21 protein-coding genes are annotated in these 23,622 nt (G+C 55.6%); 10 read left to right on the top strand and 11 right to left on the bottom strand.

The genetic code is table 11. The annotated features are described in order from the left end of the window. The first annotated feature begins 75 nt into the window (after window positions 1-75). The gene (gene lpxM, locus HV355_RS02335; protein ID WP_108417584.1) at window positions 76-1,047 is read left to right on the top strand and encodes a lauroyl-Kdo(2)-lipid IV(A) myristoyltransferase; all 972 of its coding nucleotides are present in this window, start codon (window positions 76-78) and stop codon (window positions 1,045-1,047) included. Window positions 1,048-1,092: 45 nt separating this feature from the next. Here lpxM and pyk read toward each other — a convergent pair whose 3' ends face one another. Together pyk and HV355_RS02325 are read right to left on the bottom strand one after the other, a co-directional pair. Further along, on the bottom strand, window positions 1,093-2,535 hold the full coding sequence (gene pyk / locus HV355_RS02330) for a pyruvate kinase (RefSeq protein ID WP_108417585.1): 1,443 nt from the start codon (window positions 2,533-2,535) through the stop codon (window positions 1,093-1,095). Between the two features lie 114 nt (window positions 2,536-2,649). Beyond that, complete coding sequence (locus HV355_RS02325; protein WP_010432597.1) at window positions 2,650-3,519, bottom strand: MurR/RpiR family transcriptional regulator; 870 nt, start codon at window positions 3,517-3,519, stop codon at window positions 2,650-2,652. A gap of 357 nt (window positions 3,520-3,876) precedes the next feature. On the opposite strand from HV355_RS02325, the gene zwf reads away from it, so the two are divergent. The 3 genes from zwf (at window position 3,877) to kdgA (ending at window position 8,079) form a co-directional block, all read left to right on the top strand. Beyond that, window positions 3,877-5,352, top strand: a complete 1,476-nt coding sequence (zwf, locus tag HV355_RS02320; RefSeq protein WP_089598193.1) for a glucose-6-phosphate dehydrogenase — start codon at window positions 3,877-3,879, stop codon at window positions 5,350-5,352. 234 nt (window positions 5,353-5,586) lie between these two features. Beyond that, window positions 5,587-7,398: a phosphogluconate dehydratase gene (edd, locus tag HV355_RS02315; RefSeq protein ID WP_182400785.1), complete on the top strand. Its 1,812-nt coding sequence runs from the start codon at window positions 5,587-5,589 to the stop codon at window positions 7,396-7,398. A gap of 39 nt (window positions 7,399-7,437) precedes the next feature. After that, window positions 7,438-8,079: a bifunctional 4-hydroxy-2-oxoglutarate aldolase/2-dehydro-3-deoxy-phosphogluconate aldolase gene (gene kdgA, locus HV355_RS02310; RefSeq protein ID WP_182400784.1), complete on the top strand. Its 642-nt coding sequence runs from the start codon at window positions 7,438-7,440 to the stop codon at window positions 8,077-8,079. 41 nt (window positions 8,080-8,120) lie between these two features. Here kdgA and purT read toward each other — a convergent pair whose 3' ends face one another. Then, complete coding sequence (purT, locus tag HV355_RS02305) at window positions 8,121-9,299, bottom strand: formate-dependent phosphoribosylglycinamide formyltransferase (RefSeq protein ID WP_182400783.1); 1,179 nt, start codon at window positions 9,297-9,299, stop codon at window positions 8,121-8,123. 171 nt (window positions 9,300-9,470) lie between these two features. Here purT and HV355_RS02300 point away from each other — a divergent pair, with 171 nt between their 5' ends. Next, complete coding sequence (locus tag HV355_RS02300; protein ID WP_108417588.1) at window positions 9,471-10,124, top strand: tellurite resistance TerB family protein; 654 nt, start codon at window positions 9,471-9,473, stop codon at window positions 10,122-10,124. 83 nt (window positions 10,125-10,207) lie between these two features. Further along, window positions 10,208-12,268, top strand: a complete 2,061-nt coding sequence (ptrB, locus tag HV355_RS02295; RefSeq protein ID WP_100166028.1) for an oligopeptidase B — start codon at window positions 10,208-10,210, stop codon at window positions 12,266-12,268. Here ptrB and exoX read toward each other — a convergent pair. The 3 genes from exoX to HV355_RS02280 form a co-directional block, all read right to left on the bottom strand. Then, window positions 12,265-12,927: an exodeoxyribonuclease X gene (gene exoX, locus HV355_RS02290; RefSeq protein ID WP_010432611.1), complete on the bottom strand. Its 663-nt coding sequence runs from the start codon at window positions 12,925-12,927 to the stop codon at window positions 12,265-12,267. The genes ptrB and exoX overlap by 4 nt on opposite strands. Window positions 12,928-12,951: 24 nt before the next feature. Further along, entirely contained in the window at window positions 12,952-13,602 is a 651-nt protein-coding gene (locus tag HV355_RS02285) for a carbon-nitrogen hydrolase family protein (RefSeq protein ID WP_010432614.1), read from the bottom strand. Between the two features lie 110 nt (window positions 13,603-13,712). Beyond that, complete coding sequence (locus HV355_RS02280; protein ID WP_010432616.1) at window positions 13,713-13,943, bottom strand: DNA polymerase III subunit theta; 231 nt, start codon at window positions 13,941-13,943, stop codon at window positions 13,713-13,715. 137 nt (window positions 13,944-14,080) lie between these two features. Here HV355_RS02280 and yobA point away from each other — a divergent pair, with 137 nt between their 5' ends. Genes yobA through HV355_RS02265 form a run of 3 tightly spaced genes read left to right on the top strand, consistent with a single transcriptional unit; the run spans window position 14,081 to window position 15,678 of the window. Then, on the top strand, window positions 14,081-14,452 hold the full coding sequence (yobA, locus tag HV355_RS02275) for a CopC domain-containing protein YobA (RefSeq protein WP_182401218.1): 372 nt from the start codon (window positions 14,081-14,083) through the stop codon (window positions 14,450-14,452). A 1-nt stretch (window position 14,453) separates the two neighbouring features. After that, complete coding sequence (gene copD / locus HV355_RS02270; RefSeq protein WP_182400782.1) at window positions 14,454-15,323, top strand: copper homeostasis membrane protein CopD; 870 nt, start codon at window positions 14,454-14,456, stop codon at window positions 15,321-15,323. A gap of 16 nt (window positions 15,324-15,339) precedes the next feature. After that, window positions 15,340-15,678 carry a YebY family protein gene (locus tag HV355_RS02265; protein WP_010432621.1) on the top strand — a complete coding sequence of 113 codons (339 nt, stop codon included), beginning with the start codon at window positions 15,340-15,342 and terminating at the stop codon, window positions 15,676-15,678. A 366-nt stretch (window positions 15,679-16,044) separates the two neighbouring features. Here the strand turns inward: HV355_RS02265 and HV355_RS02260 are convergent, their stop codons facing one another. Next, window positions 16,045-17,025 (bottom strand): VirK/YbjX family protein, encoded by a 981-nt coding sequence (locus HV355_RS02260; RefSeq protein ID WP_120157995.1) that lies wholly within the window; start codon window positions 17,023-17,025, stop codon window positions 16,045-16,047. A 167-nt stretch (window positions 17,026-17,192) separates the two neighbouring features. On the opposite strand from HV355_RS02260, the gene pphA reads away from it, so the two are divergent. Then, on the top strand, window positions 17,193-17,831 hold the full coding sequence (pphA, locus tag HV355_RS02255; RefSeq protein ID WP_182400781.1) for a protein-serine/threonine phosphatase: 639 nt from the start codon (window positions 17,193-17,195) through the stop codon (window positions 17,829-17,831). A gap of 34 nt (window positions 17,832-17,865) precedes the next feature. Here the strand turns inward: pphA and HV355_RS02250 are convergent, their stop codons facing one another. From HV355_RS02250 to yebS, 4 genes are all read right to left on the bottom strand, one after another. Beyond that, window positions 17,866-18,105 carry a YebV family protein gene (locus HV355_RS02250; RefSeq protein WP_042717979.1) on the bottom strand — a complete coding sequence of 80 codons (240 nt, stop codon included), beginning with the start codon at window positions 18,103-18,105 and terminating at the stop codon, window positions 17,866-17,868. A gap of 104 nt (window positions 18,106-18,209) precedes the next feature. Beyond that, complete coding sequence (gene rsmF / locus HV355_RS02245) at window positions 18,210-19,652, bottom strand: 16S rRNA (cytosine(1407)-C(5))-methyltransferase RsmF (protein ID WP_346010217.1); 1,443 nt, start codon at window positions 19,650-19,652, stop codon at window positions 18,210-18,212. A 77-nt stretch (window positions 19,653-19,729) separates the two neighbouring features. Further along, on the bottom strand, window positions 19,730-22,363 hold the full coding sequence (locus tag HV355_RS02240; protein WP_159077893.1) for a PqiB family protein: 2,634 nt from the start codon (window positions 22,361-22,363) through the stop codon (window positions 19,730-19,732). Beyond that, window positions 22,332-23,615 (bottom strand): membrane integrity lipid transport subunit YebS, encoded by a 1,284-nt coding sequence (gene yebS / locus HV355_RS02235; RefSeq protein ID WP_108417594.1) that lies wholly within the window; start codon window positions 23,613-23,615, stop codon window positions 22,332-22,334. The genes HV355_RS02240 and yebS overlap by 32 nt, the downstream gene beginning before the upstream one ends. Window positions 23,616-23,622 lie beyond the last annotated feature (7 nt).

Genomic DNA, 23,622 nt, shown 5'->3' with positions numbered 1-23,622 from the left:
TTTCTTTTGTACGCAAGCGACTGCCTCGCTACACTATCTGAATATATTTTTGCGTCACCAGACCCTGGAACCAGCATGGAAACCAAAAAAAACAATATTGAATACATTCCTGAGTTTGAAAAATCTTTTCGCCATCCGCGCAACTGGGGTGCCTGGCTTGGGGTTTATGCCTTTGCTGGCATAGCGATGCTGCCTGCTTCGGTGCGCGATCCCGTTCTGGGTAAAATTGGCCGTCTGGCCGGACGTTTAGGCAAGAGCGCCCGCCGCCGCGCGCAGATCAATCTTTACTACTGTTTTCCTGAAAAAAGCGAGGCCGAGCGCGAAGCTATCATCGATGAGATGTACACCACCGCGCCGCAGGCAATGGCGATGATGGCCGAACTGGCGCTGAAAGGGCCGGAGAAGATCGTCGACCGCGTTGACTGGAAAGGGCTGGAAATCATCGACGAAATGCGTCGCAACGACGAAAAGGTTATTTTCCTCGTGCCTCACGGCTGGGGCGTTGATATTCCGGCGATGCTGATGGCTTCTCAGGGCCAGAAAATGGCGGCGATGTTCCATAACCAGGGTAACAAGATCTATGATTTTGTCTGGAACACAGTGCGTCGTCGCTTTGGTGGACGTTTGCATGCGCGAAACGATGGCATCAAGCCGTTTATTCAGTCTGTTCGTCAGGGCTACTGGGGATACTATCTGCCGGATCAGGACCACGGCCCGGAGCACAGCGAGTTTGTCGATTTCTTTGCAACGTACAAAGCCACGCTGCCTGCGATTGGTCGCCTGATGAAGGTTTGCCGTGCGCGCGTGATCCCGCTGTTCCCGGTCTATGATGGTAAAACGCATCGTCTGAGTATTGAGGTCCGTCCGCCGATGGACGATCTGCTCACCGCGGACGACCACACCATCGCGCGTCGAATGAACGAAGAGGTGGAGATACTGGTGGGTCCGCATGCCGAACAGTACACGTGGATTTTGAAGCTGCTAAAAACGCGCAAACCGGGTGAAACAGAGCCCTATAAACGCAAAGAGCTTTATCCGCGGAAATAAAAAAAGCCCTCTCCAGATGGAGAGGGCTTTTTAACACAGACGTTATTACTCGACGGTCATAACGCGCGTGGTGTTGGTTGAGCCGATGGTGCTCATCACGTCACCCTGGGTCACAATGACGATATCACCGGACACCAGATAGCCTTTGTCGCGCAGCAGGTTCACCGCATCGTGCGCGGCAGCGACGCCGTCATTGGTGCTGTCGAAGTGAACCGGCGTCACGCCGCGGTACAGCGCCGTCAGGTTCAGGGTACGCTCGTGACGGGACATGGCGAAGATCGGCAGGCCGGAGCTGATACGCGAGGTCATCAGCGCGGTGCGGCCAGATTCGGTCATGGTGATGATGGCAGTCACCCCTTTCAGGTGGTTGGCTGCGTACATCGCAGACATCGCAATCGCTTCTTCCACGTTGTCGAACTGAATGTCCAGACGGTGTTTAGAGACGTTAATGCTTGGGATCTTCTCTGCACCCAGGCACACGCGCGCCATGGCGGCCACGGTTTCTGCCGGATACTGGCCCGCAGCGGTTTCCGCAGACAGCATTACCGCATCGGTACCGTCCAGCACGGCGTTAGCCACGTCCATCACTTCTGCACGGGTTGGCATTGGGTTAGTGATCATGGATTCCATCATCTGGGTGGCGGTGATCACCGCGCGGTTCAGCTGGCGTGCGCGACGAATCAGCGCTTTCTGGATGCCGACCAGTTCCGGGTCGCCAATTTCTACACCCAGATCGCCACGGGCAACCATCACCACGTCGGACGCCAGAATCACGTCGTCCATCGCGTCCTGATCGCACACGGCTTCAGCACGCTCTACTTTGGCAACGATCTTCGCGTCGCAGCCTGCATCACGCGCCAGACGACGGGCATAGTTCAGGTCTTCGCCGCAGCGCGGGAAGGAGACGGCCAGATAATCAACGCCAATTTGCGCCGCAGTCACGATATCCGCTTTGTCTTTGTCGGTCAGCGCTTCCGCAGACAGGCCGCCGCCGAGTTTGTTGATACCTTTATTGTTCGAGAGCGGGCCACCGACGGTCACTTCGGTGAACACTTTCATGCCCTGAACTTCGAGGACTTTCAGCTGTACGCGTCCGTCATCGAGCAGCAGGATGTCGCCAGGCACAACGTCAGCAGGCAGACCTTTATAGTCGATACCCACTTTCTCTTTGTCGCCTTCGCCTTTGCTCAGGTTGGCATCCAGCAGGAATTTATCGCCGATATTGAGGAAGACTTTGCCTTCTTTAAAGGTCGATACGCGGATTTTTGGACCCTGCAGGTCACCGAGAATGGCAACATGGCGGCCCAGTTTAGCCGCGATTTCACGTACTTTATCGGCACGTAATTTATGGTCTTCTGGCGTACCGTGAGAGAAGTTCATACGCACCACGTTGGCACCCGCGGCGATAATCTTTTCGAGATTATTATCGCGATCGGTAGCCGGGCCTAATGTAGTTACGATCTTGGTTCTGCGAAGCCTTCTGGACATGTAATACTCCGTTGACTGAAACAACTTTGGTGTTGCGTGAACATTAAATCGGCCTTCATCTGCCGCAAGGCAGCAAAGAGGGGACCGAATGCCGTAAGTCGTACATCTTAGTTATTAGGGAACATCGCTCTTTATAAGCAATTCTTTATCAAAACGCGATTCCTTGAGCGCTTCCTTGACACGCTTCAAGTTATCTCTGAATTTTGCACCCCTGCGCAAGGTAAAACCGGTCGCCAGCACGTCAATCACCGTTAGCTGCGCCAGACGTGACACCATAGGCATATACATGTCGGTGTCTTCCGGTACGTCCAGAGTGATGGCGAGCGTCGCTTCCCGCGCCAGTGGCGTGCCTGCGGTCGTCAGGGCAATCACCATGGCATCGTTTTCACGTGCCAGTTGAGCCAGCTCAACCTGGCTCTTGGTGCGCCCGGTGTGCGAGATCAGTACCACGACATCATCTTCGCTACAATTCATACAGCTCATGCGTTGCAGCACAATGTCATCGGTATAAATTACCGGTACGTTAAAGCGGAAGAACTTGTTCATGGCATCATGCGCCACGGCAGCCGACGAGCCAAGACCAAAGAAGGCAATGCGTTTGGCCTGCGTCAGTAAATCGACCGCGCGATTGACCGAGCCCATGTCCAGCGACTGACGTACGTGGTCCAGCGTCGCCATGGCGGATTCAAATATTTTCGCTGTGTATGCATCAACGCTGTCGTCTTCATCCACATTGCGATTAACATACGGGGTGCCGTTTGCCAGACTTTGCGCAAGATGCAGTTTAAAATCAGGAAAGCCGCGCGTTTCCAGGCTGCGGCAGAATCGATTAACCGTCGGTTCGCTGACGCCCGACTCCTGCGCCAGAGCGGCGATGCTTGAATGAATCGCCTGAGCGGGAGAGGCAAGAATAACTTCGGCCACTTTTCGCTCGGATTTGCTAAGGTGTTCCAGTTGAAACTGGATTTTTTCCAGCATGTTCATTGTTAACAGGGCGCTCGTGGGGGTGGAAACGATTTCATTAATAGATGAAATCGAGATTCGATTTAGCCGATATTACCCCTGTGTTTTACTAAAGGGTAACAGTCGACAAGAAATGTTGTTGTTTTTTTTCATTACTTGATCGATGTCGGATTTTGCTGGGACCCTGTTGCGCAAAGAATCGACGTTTGTTGCGTCATTGCGCCATCGCTAACGTCTGAAGGGCGGAAAATCGCGGTATCGCACGCGACGTTAAGCGCTAATGGTTTCAGGAATGACGTAAAAGCAGTACAGTGCATTGTAATAAAATTACAACGATACCTGGCAGAAGCACCAGGTGATCTAACTGAGGAGAATGACATGGCGGTAACGCAAACAGCCCAGGCATGTGACCTGGTCATTTTCGGCGCGAAAGGCGATTTAGCACGCCGAAAATTGCTGCCTTCCCTGTATCAACTGGAGAAAGCGGGTCAAATTCATCCGGATACCCGTATCCTGGGTGTTGGGCGCGCCGACTGGGACAAGGACGCTTATACAAAAGTGGTGCGCGAAGCGCTCGAAACGTTCATGAAAGAGAAAATTGATGAAAGTTTGTGGGATACGCTGAGCGGACGCCTTGATTTCTGCAATCTGGACGTAAACGACGTAAGCGCTTTTACCCGTCTGGGCGAGATGCTGGATCAAAAAAATCGCGTCACCATTAACTATTTTGCGATGCCGCCAAGCACCTTCGGCGCGATCTGCAAAGGTCTGGGCGAAGCGAAGCTGAACGCTAAACCGGCACGCGTCGTGATGGAAAAACCGCTGGGTACCTCGCTGGCAACGTCGCGGGAAATCAACGACCAGGTGGGCGAGTTCTTTGAAGAGTGCCAGGTCTACCGTATCGACCACTATCTCGGAAAAGAGACGGTACTCAACCTGCTGGCGCTGCGTTTTGCGAACTCCCTGTTTGTGAATAACTGGGACAACCGCACCATCGACCACGTGGAGATCACCGTGGCGGAAGAGGTGGGGATTGAAGGTCGCTGGGGTTACTTTGACCAGGCCGGTCAGATGCGCGACATGATCCAGAACCACCTGCTGCAAATTCTGTGCATGATTGCCATGTCTCCACCGTCTGACCTGACGGCCGACAGCATTCGTGACGCTAAAGTGAAAGTGCTGAAATCACTGCGCCGCATCGACCGCTCTAACGTGCGTGAGAAGACCGTCCGCGGCCAGTACACCGCCGGGTTTGCTCAGGGTAAAAAAGTGCCTGGCTATCTGGAAGAAGAGGGCGCGAACAAGTCCAGCAACACCGAGACCTTCGTGGCGATCCGCGTGGATATCGACGACTGGCGCTGGGCGGGGGTTCCGTTCTACCTGCGTACCGGGAAACGTCTGCCTGCTAAATGTTCCGAAGTGGTGGTTTACTTCAAAAACCCAGAGCTGAACCTGTTCAAAGAGTCCTGGCAGGAGCTGCCGCAGAACAAACTGACCATCCGTCTGCAGCCGGACGAGGGTGTGGATATCCAGATCCTGAACAAAGTGCCGGGTCTGGATCACAAACATAACCTGCAGACCACCAAGCTGGATCTGAGCTACTCCGAAACCTTCAACCAGACGCACCTGGCTGATGCTTACGAGCGTCTGCTGCTGGAAACTATGCGCGGTATCCAGGCGCTGTTCGTGCGTCGCGACGAAGTGGAAGAGGCGTGGAAATGGGTCGACTCCATCACCGAAGCCTGGGCAGCCGATCAGGATGCGCCAAAACCGTATCAGGCAGGAACATGGGGACCGGTCGCCTCGGTTGCGATGATCACCCGTGACGGTCGCTCCTGGAACGAGTTTGAGTAACAGTCACCTCTAGCCCAAAGGTGTTATTTTACCGGTAACATGATCTAACACAGCTAGTGGCACATTTTTTAAACTTTTAAGCTCCGCGTGGATTCACCCGCGGAGCTTTTTTTATTACACTGCCGGAAGCGATTTTGCCCTTGAGCTCCGGACAGCAAGCGTTTCAGCGTTGTTAACAACTGCCAGCGACTTTGTAAACTCCCGAGCCCAGACAAATAAATTAGAGGAGCTTTTATGAATCCGACATTGTTACGCGTAACACAACGCATCATTGAACGCTCGAAAGAGACCCGTTCCGCCTACCTCGCCCGTATTGAACAAGCAAAGAGTGAGACCGTCCACCGTTCGCAGTTGGCCTGCGGTAATCTCGCGCACGGTTTCGCCGCCTGCCAGCCGGGTGATAAAGATTCGCTGAAAAGCATGCTGCGTAACAATATCGCCATTATCACCTCCTACAACGATATGCTCTCCGCACACCAGCCGTATGAGGTCTATCCCACTATCATTCGTAACGCGCTGCACAGCGTAAATGCCGTGGGTCAGGTGGCAGGCGGTGTGCCCGCTATGTGCGACGGCGTGACGCAGGGACAGGACGGGATGGAGCTGTCGCTGCTGAGCCGCGAAGTGATTGCGATGTCTGCGGCGGTGGGCCTGTCTCACAATATGTTCGATGGCGCGCTCTATCTCGGCGTATGCGACAAAATCGTCCCTGGCCTGGTGATGGCAGCGCTGTCGTTTGGTCATCTGCCCGCGATTTTCGTGCCGTCCGGCCCGATGGCGAGCGGTCTGCCAAATAAAGAAAAAGTGCGTATCCGCCAGCTCTACGCGGAAGGCAAAGCCGATCGTCAGGCGCTGCTGGAAGCGGAAGCCGCCTCCTACCATGCGCCGGGCACCTGTACCTTCTACGGTACGGCCAACACCAACCAGATGGTGGTGGAGTTCATGGGGATGCAGCTTCCTGGCTCGTCCTTTATCCAGCCGGATGCGCCGCTGCGCAAGGCGCTGACTGAAGCCGCGGCGCGTCAGGTGACGCGTCTGACTGGGAACGGCAACGACTGGATGCCGATGGGCAAAATGGTTGATGAGAAAGTCATCGTCAACGGGATTGTTGCGCTGCTGGCAACCGGTGGTTCAACCAACCACACCATGCACCTGGTCGCGATGGCGCGCGCGGCGGGCATCCTGATCAACTGGGATGACTTCTCCGACATCTCCTCCGTGGTGCCGCTGATGGCGCGCCTGTACCCGAATGGTCCGGCAGACATCAACCACTTCCAGGCGGCAGGCGGCGTTCCTGTCCTGATGCGCGAGCTGCTGAGAGGCGGTCTGCTGCATGAAGACGTGAACACGGTGGCGGGCTTTGGCCTGCAGCGTTATACCCTCGAGCCGTGGCTGAACAACGGCGAGCTGGACTGGCGCGAAGGAGCGAGTGACTCTCTCGATCCTCAGGTAATCGCGACCTTCGAACAGCCGTTCTCGCGTCACGGTGGCACCAAAGTGCTGAGCGGTAACCTCGGTCGTGCAGTCATGAAGACCTCCGCAGTCCCGGAAGAGAACCAGATTATCGAAGCGCCTGCGGTGGTGTTCGAAAGCCAGCACGACGTGCTGCCTGCCTTTGACGCGGGCCTGCTTGATAAAGACTGCGTGGTGGTAGTGCGTCATCAGGGGCCAAAAGCCAACGGGATGCCAGAATTACATAAACTTATGCCACCACTTGGTGTATTATTGGACCGCCGTTTCAAAATCGCGCTGGTGACCGATGGACGCCTCTCTGGCGCATCGGGTAAAGTGCCTTCTGCCATCCATGTGACCCCGGAAGCCTACGACGGTGGTTTGCTGGCGAAAGTGCGTGACGGTGACATGATCCGCGTGAACGGCCAGACAGGTGAGTTAACCCTGCTGGTCGATGATGCAGAGCTGGCTGCACGTCAGCCTCATATTCCTGACCTGAGCGCATCGCGCGTGGGTACCGGACGCGAAATGTTTGGCGCGCTGCGCGAGAAGCTGTCCGGCGCAGAGCAGGGCGCAACCTGTATTACGTTTTAAGACGACGTGTTTTTAACGATCTGGCGAGAGAAAACTCTGATGAAAAACTGGAAAACAAGTGCAGAAGCAATCCTGACCACTGGCCCTGTCGTGCCGGTCATCGTGGTGAACAAACTGGAGCACGCTGTCCCAATGGCGAAAGCGCTGGTTGCGGGCGGCGTTCGCGTCCTGGAAGTGACCCTGCGCACCGCGTGTGCGATGGACGCTATCCGCGCTATCGCCAAAGAAGTGCCGGATGCCATCATCGGTGCGGGTACCGTTCTGAATGCGCAGCAGCTGGCTGAAGTGACCGAAGCCGGTGCTCAGTTCGCGATCAGCCCGGGACTGACTGAGCCTCTGCTGAAAGCGGCAACCCAAGGTTCTATTCCTCTGATCCCTGGTATCAGCACCGTGTCTGAACTGATGCTGGGCATGGATTACGGTCTGAAAGAGTTTAAATTCTTCCCGGCTGAAGCCAACGGCGGCACCAAAGCGCTGCAGGCGATTGCGGGTCCATTCTCTCAGGTGCGTTTCTGCCCGACCGGCGGTATCTCTCCTGCCAACTACCGTGACTACCTGGCGCTGAAAAGCGTACTGTGTATCGGCGGTTCATGGCTGGTGCCAGCGGATGCGCTGGAAGCCGGTGACTGGGATCGCATCACCAAACTGGCTCGCGAAGCGGTTGAAGGTGCGAAACAGTAAGTTAATCGCAGCATGAAAAACGGGCCTTTCGGCCCGTTTTTTTATCCCTCTACCTTGACGTTCGCAGCGGCCGCTTTCGCTCTCGCCACGGCGTCGTCCACGTTATCCCCGGTGGCTAACGCTACGCCCAAACGACGGGTTCCGTCGATTTCCGGCTTACCGAACAAACGGATCTGCAATCCTGCACCTACCGCTCCGTCGACGTTATCAAACGTCACGTTCCGGCTGGTCAACTCGGGCAGGATCACTGCCGATGCCGCAGGACCGTACTGGCGAATGCCGCCAACAGGCAGGCCGAGGAAAGCGCGCACGTGCAGGGCGAACTCGGAGAGATCCTGCGAAATAAGCGTCACCATGCCGGTATCATGCGGGCGAGGGGAGACTTCGCTGAAAATCACCTCGTCGCCGCAAACAAACAGCTCTACGCCGAAGAGACCATAGCCGCCGAGCGCCAGGACGGCCCTGCGGGCGATCTCCTGCGCGCGCTCCAGCGCCAGAGCGCTCATCTGCTGCGGCTGCCAGGATTCACGGTAATCGCCGTCTTCCTGACGGTGGCCAATCGGGTCGCAGAAATGGACGCCATCAACGGCGCTAACGGTGAGCAGAGTGATTTCGAAATCAAACTTCACGACGCCCTCAACGATCACGCGACCGGCTCCGGCACGACCGCCCTGCTGGGCGTAATCCCACGCGTTATCCAGCGTGCTGCTGTCCCGAATAAAGCTCTGTCCTTTACCGGAGGAGCTCATCACCGGCTTAATGATGCACGGGTAGCCAATCTCCTCTACGGCCTGCAGGAATGCGGCTTTATCGCCAGCAAAACGGTAGCTCGACGTGGGCAACTCCAGCTCTTCTGCGGCCAGGCGGCGAATGCCCTCGCGGTTCATGGTGAGCTTCGCGGCGTTGGCGCAGGGCACCACGCGCTGGCCTTCCTGCTCAAGAACAATGAGCGTGTCGGTGGCAATGGCTTCAATTTCCGGCACGACAAAATCGGGTTTCTCGCGCGTAATCAGCTCGCGAAGGGCATCGCCATCCAGCATGTTAATGACATAAGAACGATGGGCAACGTGCATCGCGGGGGCGTCGGCATAACGGTCTACGGCAATGACTTCAATGCCCAAACGCTGGCATTCAATAGCGACCTCTTTACCCAGTTCACCCGAGCCCAAAAGCATCACACGTGTCGCCGCAGGTCGCAGCGCGGTTCCTAAACGAGTCATAAAAATCCCCCTGAAAAAGTTGCGGGCAGTATAAACGAAAACGTTTGCGTCTGTCTTGCGCGCGGGGTCTTTCATCGCACAACAATTTGCGCTTCTTTAGCGCAGGCAGACATTTCCTGACACCCACTCGCTTAGGCTGAGAGCAATATGCACGGTTAAGTGAGGGAAATCATGTCAGGCTGGTTAAATCAATTGCAATCCATGTTGGGTCAGAAAGGCGTGTCGTCGGGTGAGCAAGGGCTCAGCAAGCTCCTGGTACCGGGCGCGCTGGGAGGACTGGCGGGGCTGTTGGTCGCCAATAAGTCATCGCGTAAGCTGCTGGCAAAATATGGCACTGGTGCGCTCCTGGCGGGGGGAGGAGCCATCGCGGGTACCGTCCTGTGGAACAAATACAAGGACAAAGTGCGCACCGCGCATCAGGGTGAACCGCACTACGGCGAGCACGTCTCCCCGCTGGACATCCGAACGGAGCGGCTTATCCTGGCGCTGGTATTTGCGGCCAAAAGCGACGGGCATATTGATAGCAAAGAGCGTGCGGCGATAGAGCAGCAGATGCGTGAGGCCGGTGTGGAAGAGCAGGGGAGAGCGCTGGTTGCACAGGCCATCGAACAGCCTCTCGATCCCCAGCGTCTGGCGCAAAGCGTGAAGAACGAAGAAGAGGCGCTGGAACTCTATTTTCTGAGCTGCGCGGCTATCGATGTCGATCACTTTATGGAGCGCAGCTACCTGAATGCGCTCGGCGATGCGCTGAAGATCCCTCAGGATGTTCGTGAGGGCATTGAGCAGGATATTCAGCAGCAAAAACAGACGTTACAGGCCGGGTAATCATCTGATGTGGTCATGTTTCGCTTGCATCATGCGCGTGTTTTGCCAACCTTATAGGGTGTAAAACTCAAAAGAATCATGACATGCCACCGAAAGCCCGACGTACTCCTTATGCGATCACCACGCATGGTGATACGCGCATAGACCACTATTACTGGCTGCGGGATGACTCGCGTTCCCAGCCAGACGTGCTCGACTATCTGCACCAGGAAAACGACTATGGCCGCAAGGTCATGTCCAGCCAGCAGGCGCTGCAGGATCAGCTGCTGAATGAAATGGTGCAGCGTATCCCCCAGCGCGATGTGTCTGCCCCCTGGACCAAAAACGGTTATCGCTACCGTCATATCTATGAGCCCGGCAATGAATACCCCATCTATCAGCGCCAGTCGGTGCTATGTGCCGAATGGGACGAATGGGAAATCCTGCTGGACGCCAACCAACGTGCCGCTCACAGTGAATTCTATACGCTGGGCGGTATGTCGGTGTCGCCAGATAACGCCATTATGGCGCTCGCAGAAGACTATCTTTCTCGCCGACAGTACGGACTGCGCTTCCGCAATCTCGAGTCGGGGAACTGGTATCCGGAAATGCTGGAGAATATCTCCCCGGATTTTGTCTGGGCGAATGATTCTGAAACGGTCTACTACGTCAAAAAACATGCGTCCACGCTGCTGCCTTATCAGGTCTGGCGGCACACCGTAGGGACGGATTCTGCCGATGATGAACTGGTGTACGAAGAGAAAGACGAGACGTTTTACGTCAGCCTGCACAAAACCTCATCGCGTCACTATGTGATTATTTACCTGGCCAGCGCCACCACCTCGGAAGTCCTGCTGCTGGATGCCGAACTGCCTGATGCGCAGCCGCTCTGCTTCCTGCCGCGCCGAAAAGATCATGAATATAGTCTTGATCATTTTCAGCACAGTTTTTACCTGCGATCGAATCGCGAGGGTAAAAACTTCGGCCTCTACAAAACCAAAGTGCGTGATGAGCGCAAGTGGGAGGTGCTGATCCCCGCGCGGGAGCAGGTGATGCTGGAAGGCTTTACGCTGTTTACCGACTGGCTGGTGGTGGAAGAGCGTCAGCGAGGGTTGACCAGTATCCGCCAAATCAACAGGAAAACGCGGGAAGTCGTGGGAATTGCCTTCGACGATCCGGCCTATGTCACGTGGATTGGCTTCAACCCTGAACCAGAATCGTCGCGCCTGCGTTATGGCTACTCTTCAATGACGACGCCGGACACCCTGTTTGAACTGGATATGGACACCGGGCAGCGCCAGGTGATTAAACAGGCTGAGGTAAAAGGATTTGAGTCGGATAACTACCGCAGCGAACACCTGTGGGTGACCGCCCGCGATGGCGTTGAGGTGCCGGTCTCCCTGGTGTATCACAAGGCGCATTTTAACAAGGGCAAAAACCCTCTTCTGGTTTACGGCTACGGCTCCTACGGCTCCAGTATGGATGCGGATTTCAGCGGTAGCCGTTTGAGCCTTCTCGACCGCGGCTTTGTCTATGCTATTGCCCACGTGCGCGGTGGCGGTGAACTGGGCCAGCACTGGTATGAAGAGGGGAAATTCCTGAAGAAGAAAAACACCTTCAACGACTATCTCGACGTCTGTGATGCCCTCATCGAACAAGGCTATGGCGACCCGACGCTCTGCTTTGGGATGGGGGGAAGCGCGGGCGGCATGCTGATGGGGGCCGTGATTAATCAGCGCCCTGAGCGCTTTAAGGGCATCATCGCGCAAGTTCCGTTTGTCGATGTGGTGACCACCATGCTGGATGAGTCCATCCCGTTAACCACGGGAGAATTTGAAGAGTGGGGGAATCCTCAGGACGAAATCTATTATCGCTACATGAAAGAGTACAGCCCCTACGATAACGTGGAGGCGAAAGCGTATCCGCATCTGCTGGTCACCACCGGCCTGCATGATTCACAGGTGCAATACTGGGAACCCGCGAAATGGGTGGCGAAACTGCGGGAACTGAAAACCGACGATAATCTGCTGCTGCTCTGTACCGACATGGACTCCGGGCACGGGGGTAAATCAGGGCGATTTAAATCCTATGAAGGCGTCGCGCTGGAGTACGCGTTCCTGATTGGCCTGGCGCAGGATACGCTGCCAGGCCGCGCAGAACGTTAGGCGTCGCCCAGATAGTGCTTCAGCGTCAGGCGAAGCTCCGGGCTCATTCTGTCGAGGTTGTTATACAGCCAGCGCAGATAACCCGGATCTTTATCCGCCACTTCCGACACCGGTTTGCCGCGATATTTCCCAAAGGTAAAGGTGGTCAGTAACGCAGGGCGTCCGGTGATGGTTGCCATATCATCCGGCGTCCAGCCAGAGATATTCATAATATCAATCAGCAACGCGGCGGTGATATAGCAGTCATAGAGGGCGCGGTGATGGTGCAGCCCCTCGGGCGTCCTGACGCTGAGCTTGCGGGATTTATACAGCGCCATATTGCTGTATTTAATCCCCGGCCACAGTCGACGAGCCAGCTTCATGGTGCAAATCCATTCGCCCGGCATTTCCGGAAGAACGCGACGATCAAAGCTGGCGTTATGTGCGACATACCATGGGCTGCCGTAATAATGCGGTATGATCTCTTCAATCCATGGCTTGTCCGCCACCATCGACTCCGTAATGCGATGGATTGCCATCGCCTGCGGACTTATCGGACGGTCGGGACGCACCAGGTGGCTCATCGGGTTGACTATCTTTCCGTCAACCACATCGACTGAAGCCACTTCTACTATTCCGCCCTGCAGATCGCAGGTTTCGGTATCGATGACGCGCAGCATTGATCGCTCCTGACCCTAAAACGCTTAGCCTAAAGGAATGATATCGCCTTGCCAACCCTGTCTGCCAAGAGATCCGGTTAAGAGCAGTTCGCCTTTGTCGGCGCGAACGATCAACTGACCTTTTTCATCCCATAATGCACTGCCGCTGCGGGCGTTGGCCATCAATACCGCAATAGCATACTTATGCGCGAAGCGCTGCAATGTGCTGATGGACTGCCGCCAGCGGTTATCGCCCACCGCCTGGCAGCTGGTAAATAACGTGGCTTGCGGATCGAGGTTAGGGGTGTCTGACTGGGTATCGATAATGGTGAGCTGTTTATCCCCCGGGATCAGACTTGCCCCGCTTCCCTGAGGATAACGGAGGACAGTATCGAGATGGGGCGTAAAGAGGGCGAGCCCTTTCTGACGCTGGCCCTGATGAACGAGCGTCAGCCCTGCAATAACCGTTATATTGTGTGACTGCGCGGCGTGAAGGAGTGGGGCAAGCTGCAGATCGTCGGGCGGCGCGGGCAGGTCAGCCTCGCCGGGGCCTGTTAATGAGAGTTCAGGAAACACCAGTAACTGACACTGCTGTCGCGCCGCTTCGTCAATGAAACGGAGGTGGTGTTTTACATGGCTATCCACACTGGGGTGCTGTGCGGCATATTGAGCTGCTGCAATATTCCATCGAGACATCGTGACTTCCTTATACACTGAGTCGCCGGGATTTAAGAATACACCTAATTTTATAAGGGTTTTCTTATCCTGCCATAATCCGCGTAAGGAAGTGTAATGCGTCGTTAAGCTTATTTAACTTTAGGTTCGTACGGCAGTCGCGAGAGATTAACCGAGGCCAGGCGATGCGCAATCAGGCGTTCTCGAAACCAGTCGCGCAGGTGCGCGGGTTGTTCACGCTCGACAACTTCAGCCACGATGGGCATGTTGTAGCGTTCTTTAAATGCCACGCCAGCGGCAGCGAGATCGACATTGACTTTGTCCATCTCGTCCTGAGGAAGGGCAGCCAGATTAATGTTCATTACCTTCTCCTTTTTATGCGGCGGCAACGTTACCGCGATTGGATGACGATGACAAGCGAAGGGAGGATGATCCTCGACTCGTTTATTATACAGCGTTATTCTTTACCTTACAGGCATAACAAAAAGGAATGATTGTGATGGATTTCTCCTCTTCCCGCGCGGTGCGCGCGCTCACTTTATTGATCGCGTCGGCAGCGACGCCCGCCGTTCTGGCACACGCGCATCTTAAACAGCAATCCCCGGCGGCCAATACTCAGGTAGCGGCCCCGCAGACCCTTACGCTGAACTTCTCCGAAGGTATTGAACCGGCATTTAGCGGCGTTGTGGTGACCGACGCGCAACAGCAGGTGATGAAAACCGGTACCGCTAAGCGGGATGAAAAAGACAACGCCCGGCTGGTTGTGCCACTGGAACAACCGCTGGCGGCGGGCACCTATCAGGTGGACTGGCATGTGGTCTCAGTTGATGGCCACAAAACCAAAGGCAGCTATCACTTTAGCGTGAAGTAATATGCTGGCGCTGGTCTATGTGGCGTTACGCTTCATCCATTTCGGCGCGTTGATGCTGATTTTTGGCAATGCGCTCTACAGCGTCTGGTTTGCGCCGTCGTCACTGCAACGCCTGATGCTGCGACGCTTTCAGGCGCAGCAGAAAATGGCCGCGTTAATCAGCCTGGCGACCGCACTCCTGATGTTTGCGGTGCAGGGCGGAATGATGGGCAACGGATGGCCCGATGTGCTGAGTACGGATATCTGGCGGAGCGTGCTGGGGACGCAGTTTGGCGGCGTCTGGCTGTGGCAAATCATTCTGGCCATCATCACCGCCGGTGCGGCGTGGCTGGCACCCCAAAAAGGTTCGCGTCTGTTGCTGCTTGCGATGGGGCAGTTTGTCCTGCTGGCGGGCGTCGGGCATGCGGCAATGGATGACGGAGCGCCTGGAGCACTGCACCGCCTTAATCATGCGATCCATCTCCTCTGCGCGGCAACCTGGCTTGGCGGACTGCTGCCGCTGCTGTTTTGTATGCGTCTCTCGAGCGGACGCTGGCAGACGGCGGCGGTCTATACCATGATGCGTTTTTCCCGCGTGGGGCACTATGCCGTGGCTGGCGTGATATTCACGGGTATCATTAACGCGCTGTTTATTACCGGCATCAATGTGCCCTGGCAGACGGGCTACGTAAAAATGTTGTTGTTCAAATGTGCGCTGGTGGCGTTGATGGTGGTAATTGCGCTGGCGAATCGGTATTTTCTGGTGCCACGCTTTCGTCCGGATGCCGGGTGGGAGCAAACCCTTTTTATCAGGATGACACAGGCAGAAGTGGTGCTGGGCGCGTTGGTACTGGCCACGATCAGTCTGTTTGCGACCTGGGAACCCTTTTGACAAGGTTTAAAGACATATGAAAAAGACACTACTTTCTCTTTTACTGCTGGCCTGCACCGGCAGTGCGCTGGCAGCGCCGCAGGTGATCACCGTCAGCCGTTTCGAGGTGGGCAAGGAAAAATGGGCCTTCAATCGTGAAGAGGTGATGCTGACCTGCCGTCCTGGCCACGCCCTGTACGCGATCAACCCAAGCACGCTGGTGCAATACCCGCTAAACGATACCGCAGAGCAGCAGGTTGCCAGCGGTAAGAGTAACGGACAACCGATTAGCATTATCCAGATTGACGATCCCGCTAAACCTGGCCAGAAGATGAGCCTGGCACCGTTTATCGAGCGCGCGGATAAACTTTGCTAACGCCAATGTTTCCAATAAAAAACCGCAGATGCTAGCGAAAGCACTGCGGTTTTTTACGTTTAATGATGCTCCGACGCTTTTTTTCAGGCCACTTTAGCTGTGGACTGGAAAACCTGGCGTCGTCATCTATTCTTAAAAGGCAAGGCGACTTAGCCTGCATTAATGCCAACTTTTAGCGCACGGCTCTCTCCCAAGAGCCATTTCCCTGGACCGAATACAGGAATCGTATTCGGTCTCTTTTTATCTGCATGAAAGTAAACGATAAAATCCGATTATCGACCTCTGCAGCGAGCACATTTCCTGTGCGCCTGGTTCAAACATACCACAACACGGCAGGCCAAAGTCCAGCCCTTTTTGACTGTTTTGTTAAATTCTTGTGCGTAGTTGGCGAAAGCCCTCAGTAGTCTGGAAGCGAGAACTCATCGATCCCGCGATATCATCCAGCAGCTCGAAGCGGCGACGATATTCAGCCCGCTTTTTACTGGCAATCTCTTCCAGCGATTTTCGTTCCACCTGCAGGGGGAGCTGCCAGCAGAAAGGCGAGAGCTTGCGGCCGCTAAGCGTTTCCCAGAATTCGTCATAGCTGGCGTGGAAATGTCGACCTTTGCTCAGGCGATAGCGCAACGCGCGGAACACGTGTCCCTCATCGCTGACGGCGAAAATGGCGTGAATATTCGCCTGTGCGGCCAGCTGGAAAATCACTTCCATCAGGACGCGCTTAGGGAACAGGCCGTGGCAGGCTCGGGTGGCCTGCTTGATTGCCTCCCGCGATACGTTGCGGCGCGGTCCCTGAAGTCCGCCAATGACCAGCACTGGCCGACCGTGGCTGCGCGCGACGCAAAACGTCAGGCTGGCGAGCAAGGTGTTATCGCTGTCATGGAGCCACAGCGTACTCTCGCCTTCACGCTCGGCTTTGCCGGCGGAGGAAGCATTGACGGTATAGGTCACGTCGTTTTTTGCCTGAAATTGCACAATGCACTGCTCGTGCGGGCTCGTCAGGGCGTGGCCAAGATCGCTGTTCTTCAGGCTATCGATCCAGTGATAGTGACTGACAACAGCGTCGGCGCGATCGCCAGGACGCAGGCCGCGCATCAGGTACTGGCGGTGGGTTTTACTCGGTAACGTGATTTGCGATGTCAGCAGCCTGTCAAAATCATCGCGTCCTGATAGCGCGTCCAGCATGCGATGGGTGGAAGCGCGGAATAACAGTGAGCGCAGAAGAAATTTCAGCCGGTAGTCGCGTTTCTGCCAGATTGGGCCCGGAACGCGTTTTCCTTTCACCAACTCGGAGATGATATTTGTGCGACAGGGATACAGCACATCGTTTTGCAGGTGTATGTTAGACACGTTAAGACCTCTCATTCTATTTCGCTCTATTTTAGAGGGGCGGGAATAAGGGATTAATAGCCCGACGATCTTTATTTCCGTTTGGTTGAAGGTTTGTTTGGGTTGGTAAAAAACGATGTCGGGACAGGATATTTTCTGCTGCAGCTATACTCTTTAAAGGAGGCATTATGTATCAGAAAATAGAAGGTGACCGCTGGCGTCACGTCTGGGTCGTCAGCGATATACATGGCTGCTATCAATGTCTTATGGACGCACTGAAGCGTCGACATTTCAATCCTTACGAGGATCTTTTGATTTCCGTTGGCGATATTATCGATCGCGGCCCCGATTGCGTGAAATGTTTACAGCTTATGGACGAAAAATGGTTTCGGGCGGTGCGAGGCAATCATGAACAAATGGCGCTGGATGCAATAGAAAATAATGATTTTGCGCTTTGGATGTCAAATGGCGGCATATGGTTTTCAGCGCTCGAAGACAAACGGAGCGCTCTGAGGCTACTCAACGCGTGTCGGGACTTACCGCATATTATTGAAATAACCTGCGCAAACGGTCTGAATGTTATTGCTCATGCGGATTATCCGGCAGCGGAGTATGTCTGGAATAAACCGGTCAGCGCGCAGCGGGTGCTGTGGGATCGTGACCGTTTAATGGGGTTTATGGTGGGTAAAGGGCAGGGGATCCAGGGGGCGGATCATTTCTGGTTCGGTCATACGCCGCTGGATAAACGCTATGACTTTAACAATCTGCACTATATCGACACCGGTGCGGTGTTCGATGGCTTCCTTACGCTGGTTCAGCTGCAGTAATAAATAACCCGCCTTCGGGCGGGTTCACTTTAGGTCAGGCAAGACGCAAGACCCAGGCATCGGTGTTACGGTCGTAATGCTCGCGGTAAAGGACTGAGTGTTCTCCATCAAGGATCGCCGGGACGCTGGTGTCGGCATCCCAGGCATCCAGCTGCATGCACAAATCCGGGTCGGATTTGCAGGGAATACTTAACGTTCGATCGCCTTGTGCTTCGCCGCGCAATTCTGCGTCGTCGATTTCAAAAGCGCCAATACGCACGCTGGTTTTCGTCATAGTGCTCTCCGGGTTCGTTGCAAAAATCTGGTATGACCAGTACGGGCATCCATTTTTTAGCCTAGACAAGGAGAGCAAAATCGCCAGTAAAAAAATGCGCTTTTTTAGTCGGTGCGAGTGTTACCCGTAAACAAGCGACCATCGCGAACCAGCTCGCGCGGATAATTATTTTTCAGCCGTGACCCGATCTTTTTCGCCTGCCCCAGCGGGAACCCCTGATAGGTGACAATGACCTCATCCTGGGACGGGGGGCTTTCAGGATAAACATCACGGCCGCGATACCACTCTTCGGCTTCCTGATGCGTCAACTCAAAGGTGTTGTCGCTACCCGCCAGCGCAATAACCGCCTCGTGCTGCCAGCGGTACCCCTTGTTGTGTACTTCCGCCAGGCGGATACCGATACGGGAAAAGCGGACTTTGCCGATAAGCGGCTCAATGTGTGCCGGGAACAGCCATATCTCTTTATCACGTATCCAGAGGTGCAAACTCTCGTCCCAGACCAGCCCAACCCTGTTGGCGGCGGCTTCAAGCTGCGCGGCATCGCGACCTTTAAGCGGCGCAAACGGGAAATTGCCGACTTTGAATTTTGGTATTGGCAGGGGAGCCACCGCCTGCGTTTTACGCAGACGTGCGACAAAGAACCCTTCACAGTCGTAAATTTGTGGGAACACGTGGAGAAAACCGTCGGGCGTGGCCGCCTCATGTGCCGTGGGGAATAAGTCATTAAGGGGCAAGAACTCGAGCGCATCCGGGTATTGCGCTTTCAACCACAGACAAACCTCTTCGTTCTCATCGCGGTTTAAGGTGCACGTTGAGTAGACCAGCGTGCCGCCGGGACGCAACGCGTGAAACGCACTCTCAATCAGCTCGCGCTGCGTGGCAGCGATATCCAGGTTGCTTTCCACCGACCAGTTTTTGAGTGCATCAGGATCTTTGCGCACCACGCCCTCGCCGGAGCAGGGAGCATCCAACAGAATGGCATCGAATGCCTCCGGCAAGGCGGCACCGAATACGCGGCCGTCAAAATGCGTCAGGGCCACGTTATGGATACCGCAGCGGCTGATATTGGCGTGGAGCACCTTCACGCGGCTGGCGGAAAACTCGTTGGCGAGAATCGCCCCGCGGTTGCCCATGCGTGCGGCAATCTGCGTGGTTTTTGAGCCGGGTGCGGCGGCGACATCCATCACGCGTTCGGGCGCGTTACCCTCAGCGAACAGGGCGGCAACCGGCAGCATCGAACTCGCTTCCTGAATATAAAACAGTCCGCTCAGATGTTCAGCGGTGCTGCCCAGCGGTAAAGCGTCCTCGTCGTCGCGCTCGATCCAGAAACCCTCTTCACACCATGGCACCGGCGTAAGTTGCCAGCCATACGGCGACACCAGCGTCAGAAAATCGGCCACGCTGATTTTGAGCGTATTGATGCGGATGCTACGACGCAACGGGCGCTGGCACGCGGCGATAAAATCATCGAAGGAAAGATGAGAAGGAAGCGCCTCGCGCATCTGCGCCAGGAATTGTTCAGGAAGAAATACGGAGTTTTGAGCCACGGGCACACCACAGGGAAACATTCAGGCGCGCAGTGTAACATAAAGGCTCCGGCGCGTTGACACCGGAGCCTTTCAGATTAACGCGGCAGGGCGGTTCCCCATTCGCGCCACTCTTTAGGTTCACTTTCAAGGAGCAGGAAGTGTTTACCCGGCTGGGCTTTCGGTGCCAGCGGTGTACCCGGTGGCGTTGCGAAGGCGATACCGCCGCGTATGAACTGGTTAAAGGTACCGGTTTTCACCACGCCACCCGTCAGGCCAAAGTCCAGTGAATATCCGGAGGCCAGCCAGAATACGGAGTTGTTGCGTACCAGGTGCTGGTAACGATCGCTAATGCGCAGCGCGACCATCACGCGGTCCGAAAGGGTACCCAGCGTCAGGCCCGTCACGGTACCGACTTCAATACCGCGGAACAGCACCGGTGTACCGATGGACAGTCCACCGGCTTCCGGGACTTCGACCACAATGCTCAGGCCATCAAGGTAGCGCGAGTCGGTAATCGTTGCTTCCTGCAGTTCAAAGTCACGACGGGCTTTCCCTCGACCGGCTTCAACGTTGATGTAGGGCTGCAAAATCGTGTCGAGATGCTCAACGCCTGCGGCAGAAATCTGCGGCGTGACAACGGAGAAACGTGAGCCCGCGCGGGCGAAGGTCTGCACATACTCCGGATAGAGCACGGCGGTGGCCTGCACTTCATTGCGCGATGTGATCAGCGTTAGCTTCTGGATCTGCCCGATATCAATGCCCAGATAGCGAATAGGCATTCCCTCAGCCAGTTTCCCCGCATCGAAGGCATGGAGGGTAATCTGTCCGCCTACGGCACGCGCCGCGGTCTCAGACGGGAAGAGGATACGCTTATCCCCCTTGCGCATATCGCCGCCCGCACCGGGCAGATTATCGAAGCTAATCGCACCGCGCAGTGCGCGGGAAAGAGGAGAGGCCTGCACGGTTAATCCGCTGCCGTTAAGCTGGACCTTCGCACCGCCTTCCGCCCAGAACACGCTATTTGCGGTGAGAAGCTTGCGGTATTCCGGCTTGATATGCAGTTCGATATCAAAGGCGTCCGCGCGCGGACGTACGGTGATCACTTCCCCGACCTCAAACTTGCGATAAAGCACAACCGAACCGGCCTGCACGTCTGGCAGCGTCTCGGCGCTCAGCGTCAGCGTGGTGGTTGGCAGATCGCTCAGGCTGTTTTCTATCGCCTTGTCCAGATTGGCATACAGGGGATAACTCTCCCGCACGGGGCCTTTATTGCCCGGCAGAATGCGGATCCCACCGTTGACCCATTCGCTGGCGCTGGCGCCGAGAAACTCAACGCCGTCCAGACCGACTTTCACATCGACGCGGCTGTTCACTACAAACTTACTGTCACCATGCACCAAATCGCTGTACTGCGGATCGATAGCGGCCGAGAAGGTGACCCCTTTTTCCGACAGGGTGCGCTCCAGCACCTGGCCCACCTGCACGCCATGTAAGATCAGCGGCTGACCGGCTTCAATGCCGTAACTTTCCGGGGCGTTAAGCGTGACGGTCACAACGCCGGGTTTTTGCAGCAGCGCTTTGTCCGCCGGGGCAATAACAAAACTGTTGCTGGGCTGCCCCTCTCCGGGGATAAGTTCAAAGGTAGCGCCCGTGAGCAGGCTGCTGATGCTGGCATCACTCAGCGACAGTTTTGGACTGCGCATCTCAATACGCGTTTTCTCTCGCAGGAGATCGACCACGCTCGGATCAACGGTCATCTCACCGGTTACCGAACCGCCGGGATTGAGCGTCATTTTCGTCAGCTGTCCGACCTCAAGCCCTTGATACATCAGCGGAGTCGAACCGGCTTTCAGCCCTTTGGCGTCGGGCAGGGCAAGTTTCACGATCACACCGCGCTGGCTGTGGGCCAGATCGGCGTACAGTCCAAAGGTGTCATCGGCTTTGGCAGGGCTGGACCCTTCCGGGGAATCGAAGGCGATAGCGCCGTTCACCAGCGCCGCCAGGCTTTCCAGCTTCACTTTTGCACCGCTCAGGCTGACGTCCGCATCCACGCCGGACACATTCCAGAAGCGGCTGCCTTTTTTCACCAGGTTAGTGAAGCGGCGATCGATCAGCACGTCAATGGTCACACCCTGTTTGTTCGGGTTGATGGCGTAATCGTAAACGCGACCCACCGGAATTTTGCGGAAGTAAACCAGCGAACCGCTGTTCAGTGAACCCAGGTCAGGTGCCTGCAGGTGGATCATCAGGTCGCCGTTATTGAGTCGGTACTTCGGCTGCGTATCGAGCGCCACAAAGTGATCCTGCGGCTCGCCTTTACCCGGCATCATGCCGATATAGTTACCGCCAACCAGGGCATCCAGCCCCGACACACCGGCGAGAGAGGCTTTCGGCGTCACCAGCCAGAACTGCGTTTCGCTGCGCAGAGCATCCTGCATGTCAGATTTGATACTGACTCGCACCTGAATTTTGTTCAGCCCTTTTCCCAGCGTGATGTCCTGGACTGTACCGACTTCCACCCCCTGGAAGCGAACAGGGGTGCGCCCGGCGACGATACCGTCGGCGGTCTGGAAGTCAATGGTGACAGTACTTCCGCGATCTTCATAGCTCGTCCAGATAAGCCAGCCCGCGATCATCAGGGCGATGACGGGCAGCAACCAGAATGGCGAAATGCGGCGTTTTGTTTTAATTCTCGCTTCAGTCGGCGAAGCGGGCGTTTCCTGACTCATGTGCATCCCAAAGTAAGCGGCTATCCAGCCATTCCACAGCAAGAATAGTCAATATCACCGCAGAGCCGAAATAAAAAGCTGCGGGTCCCATTGTAAAAGCAAGCAGCTGATCGCGATTGATGAGCGACATCATCAACGAAATCACGAACAGATCCAACATCGACCAGCGACCAATCCAGGTAACAAACCGCAGAAGCAGGATGCGTGTGCGCAGGCCCTGTTCGCATTTAAAATGGATGCTGATAAGTAACGTAAACATCACCACCACTTTGGTGAACGGCACCAGGATACTGGCGATAAACACAATGGCCGCCACGCCCACGTTGCTGTGGGCGAGGGAGATAATCCCTGAAAGGATGGTGTCTTCCTGGCGCGCGCCATTCACGTAAATGATTGAAATCGGCAGCATGTTAGCCGGGATTAGGAATACCATGGAAGCAATCAACGCGGCCCAGCATTTTTGCAGGCTGTTGTTGCGCCTCAGCCTTAGCGGAATATGGCATCGCGGGCAGCGTCCCCGTGTATCCGGCAAGCCGGTATAGTGGCAACCTAAACAGACGCGCAGGTTTTCATCCGGACGCGAGGCCGGGCGCTGGGGATAAAAACGCTCCCAAAGCTGCTCTACGTTCAGATGGATCAGCGTCAGAATACTGAGCAATACCAGGCAGATGAAGGCGAACAGTCCAACGCCGGGCTGCAAAAATGCGTAGTCCTGCACTTTAATTGACGCCACACCGACCCCGACCAGGTAGATGTCCAGCATGACCCACTCTTTCAGCTTATCGAGCATCAGCAACACGGGGCGCAGATTCATCCCAAGAATGTTACCAAGCCACAGATAGGCGATGGCGGCGACCAGAACCAGTGGCGCACCGACGGTACAAAACAGCACCATTGCGGCGGTCAGGGGATCGCCCTGGCGCGTCATCTGCCAGATCCCTTGCAGCACGTTGGCATCAATACGCACGCCGAGCAGATAAAGTTTCAGCAGCGGCTCGCTCCAGGCAAAGGGCATAAGCAAGAGCATCGTCACGGCCATGGCTGCCAGACGGGTCAACGACCAGTCCCGCCCGTCGCGGATTTTGGCGTCACAGCAGGGACAAAACGCACTTTGGTGCGATTTCATCTTCGGCAACATAAAAAGCGTATCGCACTGCGGGCAACGCTGATAATGTGCACGAGGCAGGGCCTCACTTACCGTATGGATAGTGATCTTCTTTGTCGGCGTAATTTTGGTTGTTTTTAAGGCCATCAGCTGC

It is taken from the genome of Enterobacter sp. RHBSTW-01064 (assembly GCF_014103035.1).
GTDB lineage: Bacteria > Pseudomonadota > Gammaproteobacteria > Enterobacterales > Enterobacteriaceae > Enterobacter > Enterobacter mori.
Note: the sequence above shows the minus strand (reverse complement) of the source record. Positions and strands in the feature narration are given on the sequence as shown.

What these genes read in the sequence shown, in the direction of transcription:
- HV355_RS02300 (WP_108417588.1), top strand. Translation starts at nt 9,471, where the DNA reads ATGTCAGGCTGGTTAAATCAATTGCAATCCATGTTGGGTCAGAAAGGC.
- HV355_RS02285 (WP_010432614.1), bottom strand. Translation starts at nt 13,602, where the DNA reads ATGTCTCGATGGAATATTGCAGCAGCTCAATATGCCGCACAGCACCCC.
- kdgA (WP_182400784.1), top strand. Translation starts at nt 7,438, where the DNA reads ATGAAAAACTGGAAAACAAGTGCAGAAGCAATCCTGACCACTGGCCCT.
- lpxM (WP_108417584.1), top strand. Translation starts at nt 76, where the DNA reads ATGGAAACCAAAAAAAACAATATTGAATACATTCCTGAGTTTGAAAAA.
- pyk (WP_108417585.1), bottom strand. Translation starts at nt 2,535, where the DNA reads ATGTCCAGAAGGCTTCGCAGAACCAAGATCGTAACTACATTAGGCCCG.
- HV355_RS02280 (WP_010432616.1), bottom strand. Translation starts at nt 13,943, where the DNA reads ATGAACATTAATCTGGCTGCCCTTCCTCAGGACGAGATGGACAAAGTC.
- HV355_RS02265 (WP_010432621.1), top strand. Translation starts at nt 15,340, where the DNA reads ATGAAAAAGACACTACTTTCTCTTTTACTGCTGGCCTGCACCGGCAGT.
- yebS (WP_108417594.1), bottom strand. Translation starts at nt 23,615, where the DNA reads ATGGCCTTAAAAACAACCAAAATTACGCCGACAAAGAAGATCACTATC.
- copD (WP_182400782.1), top strand. Translation starts at nt 14,454, where the DNA reads ATGCTGGCGCTGGTCTATGTGGCGTTACGCTTCATCCATTTCGGCGCG.
- pphA (WP_182400781.1), top strand. Translation starts at nt 17,193, where the DNA reads ATGTATCAGAAAATAGAAGGTGACCGCTGGCGTCACGTCTGGGTCGTC.
- HV355_RS02325 (WP_010432597.1), bottom strand. Translation starts at nt 3,519, where the DNA reads ATGAACATGCTGGAAAAAATCCAGTTTCAACTGGAACACCTTAGCAAA.
- exoX (WP_010432611.1), bottom strand. Translation starts at nt 12,927, where the DNA reads ATGCTGCGCGTCATCGATACCGAAACCTGCGATCTGCAGGGCGGAATA.
- zwf (WP_089598193.1), top strand. Translation starts at nt 3,877, where the DNA reads ATGGCGGTAACGCAAACAGCCCAGGCATGTGACCTGGTCATTTTCGGC.
- purT (WP_182400783.1), bottom strand. Translation starts at nt 9,299, where the DNA reads ATGACTCGTTTAGGAACCGCGCTGCGACCTGCGGCGACACGTGTGATG.
- ptrB (WP_100166028.1), top strand. Translation starts at nt 10,208, where the DNA reads ATGCCACCGAAAGCCCGACGTACTCCTTATGCGATCACCACGCATGGT.
- edd (WP_182400785.1), top strand. Translation starts at nt 5,587, where the DNA reads ATGAATCCGACATTGTTACGCGTAACACAACGCATCATTGAACGCTCG.
- HV355_RS02250 (WP_042717979.1), bottom strand. Translation starts at nt 18,105, where the DNA reads ATGACGAAAACCAGCGTGCGTATTGGCGCTTTTGAAATCGACGACGCA.
- yobA (WP_182401218.1), top strand. Translation starts at nt 14,081, where the DNA reads ATGGATTTCTCCTCTTCCCGCGCGGTGCGCGCGCTCACTTTATTGATC.
- HV355_RS02240 (WP_159077893.1), bottom strand. Translation starts at nt 22,363, where the DNA reads ATGAGTCAGGAAACGCCCGCTTCGCCGACTGAAGCGAGAATTAAAACA.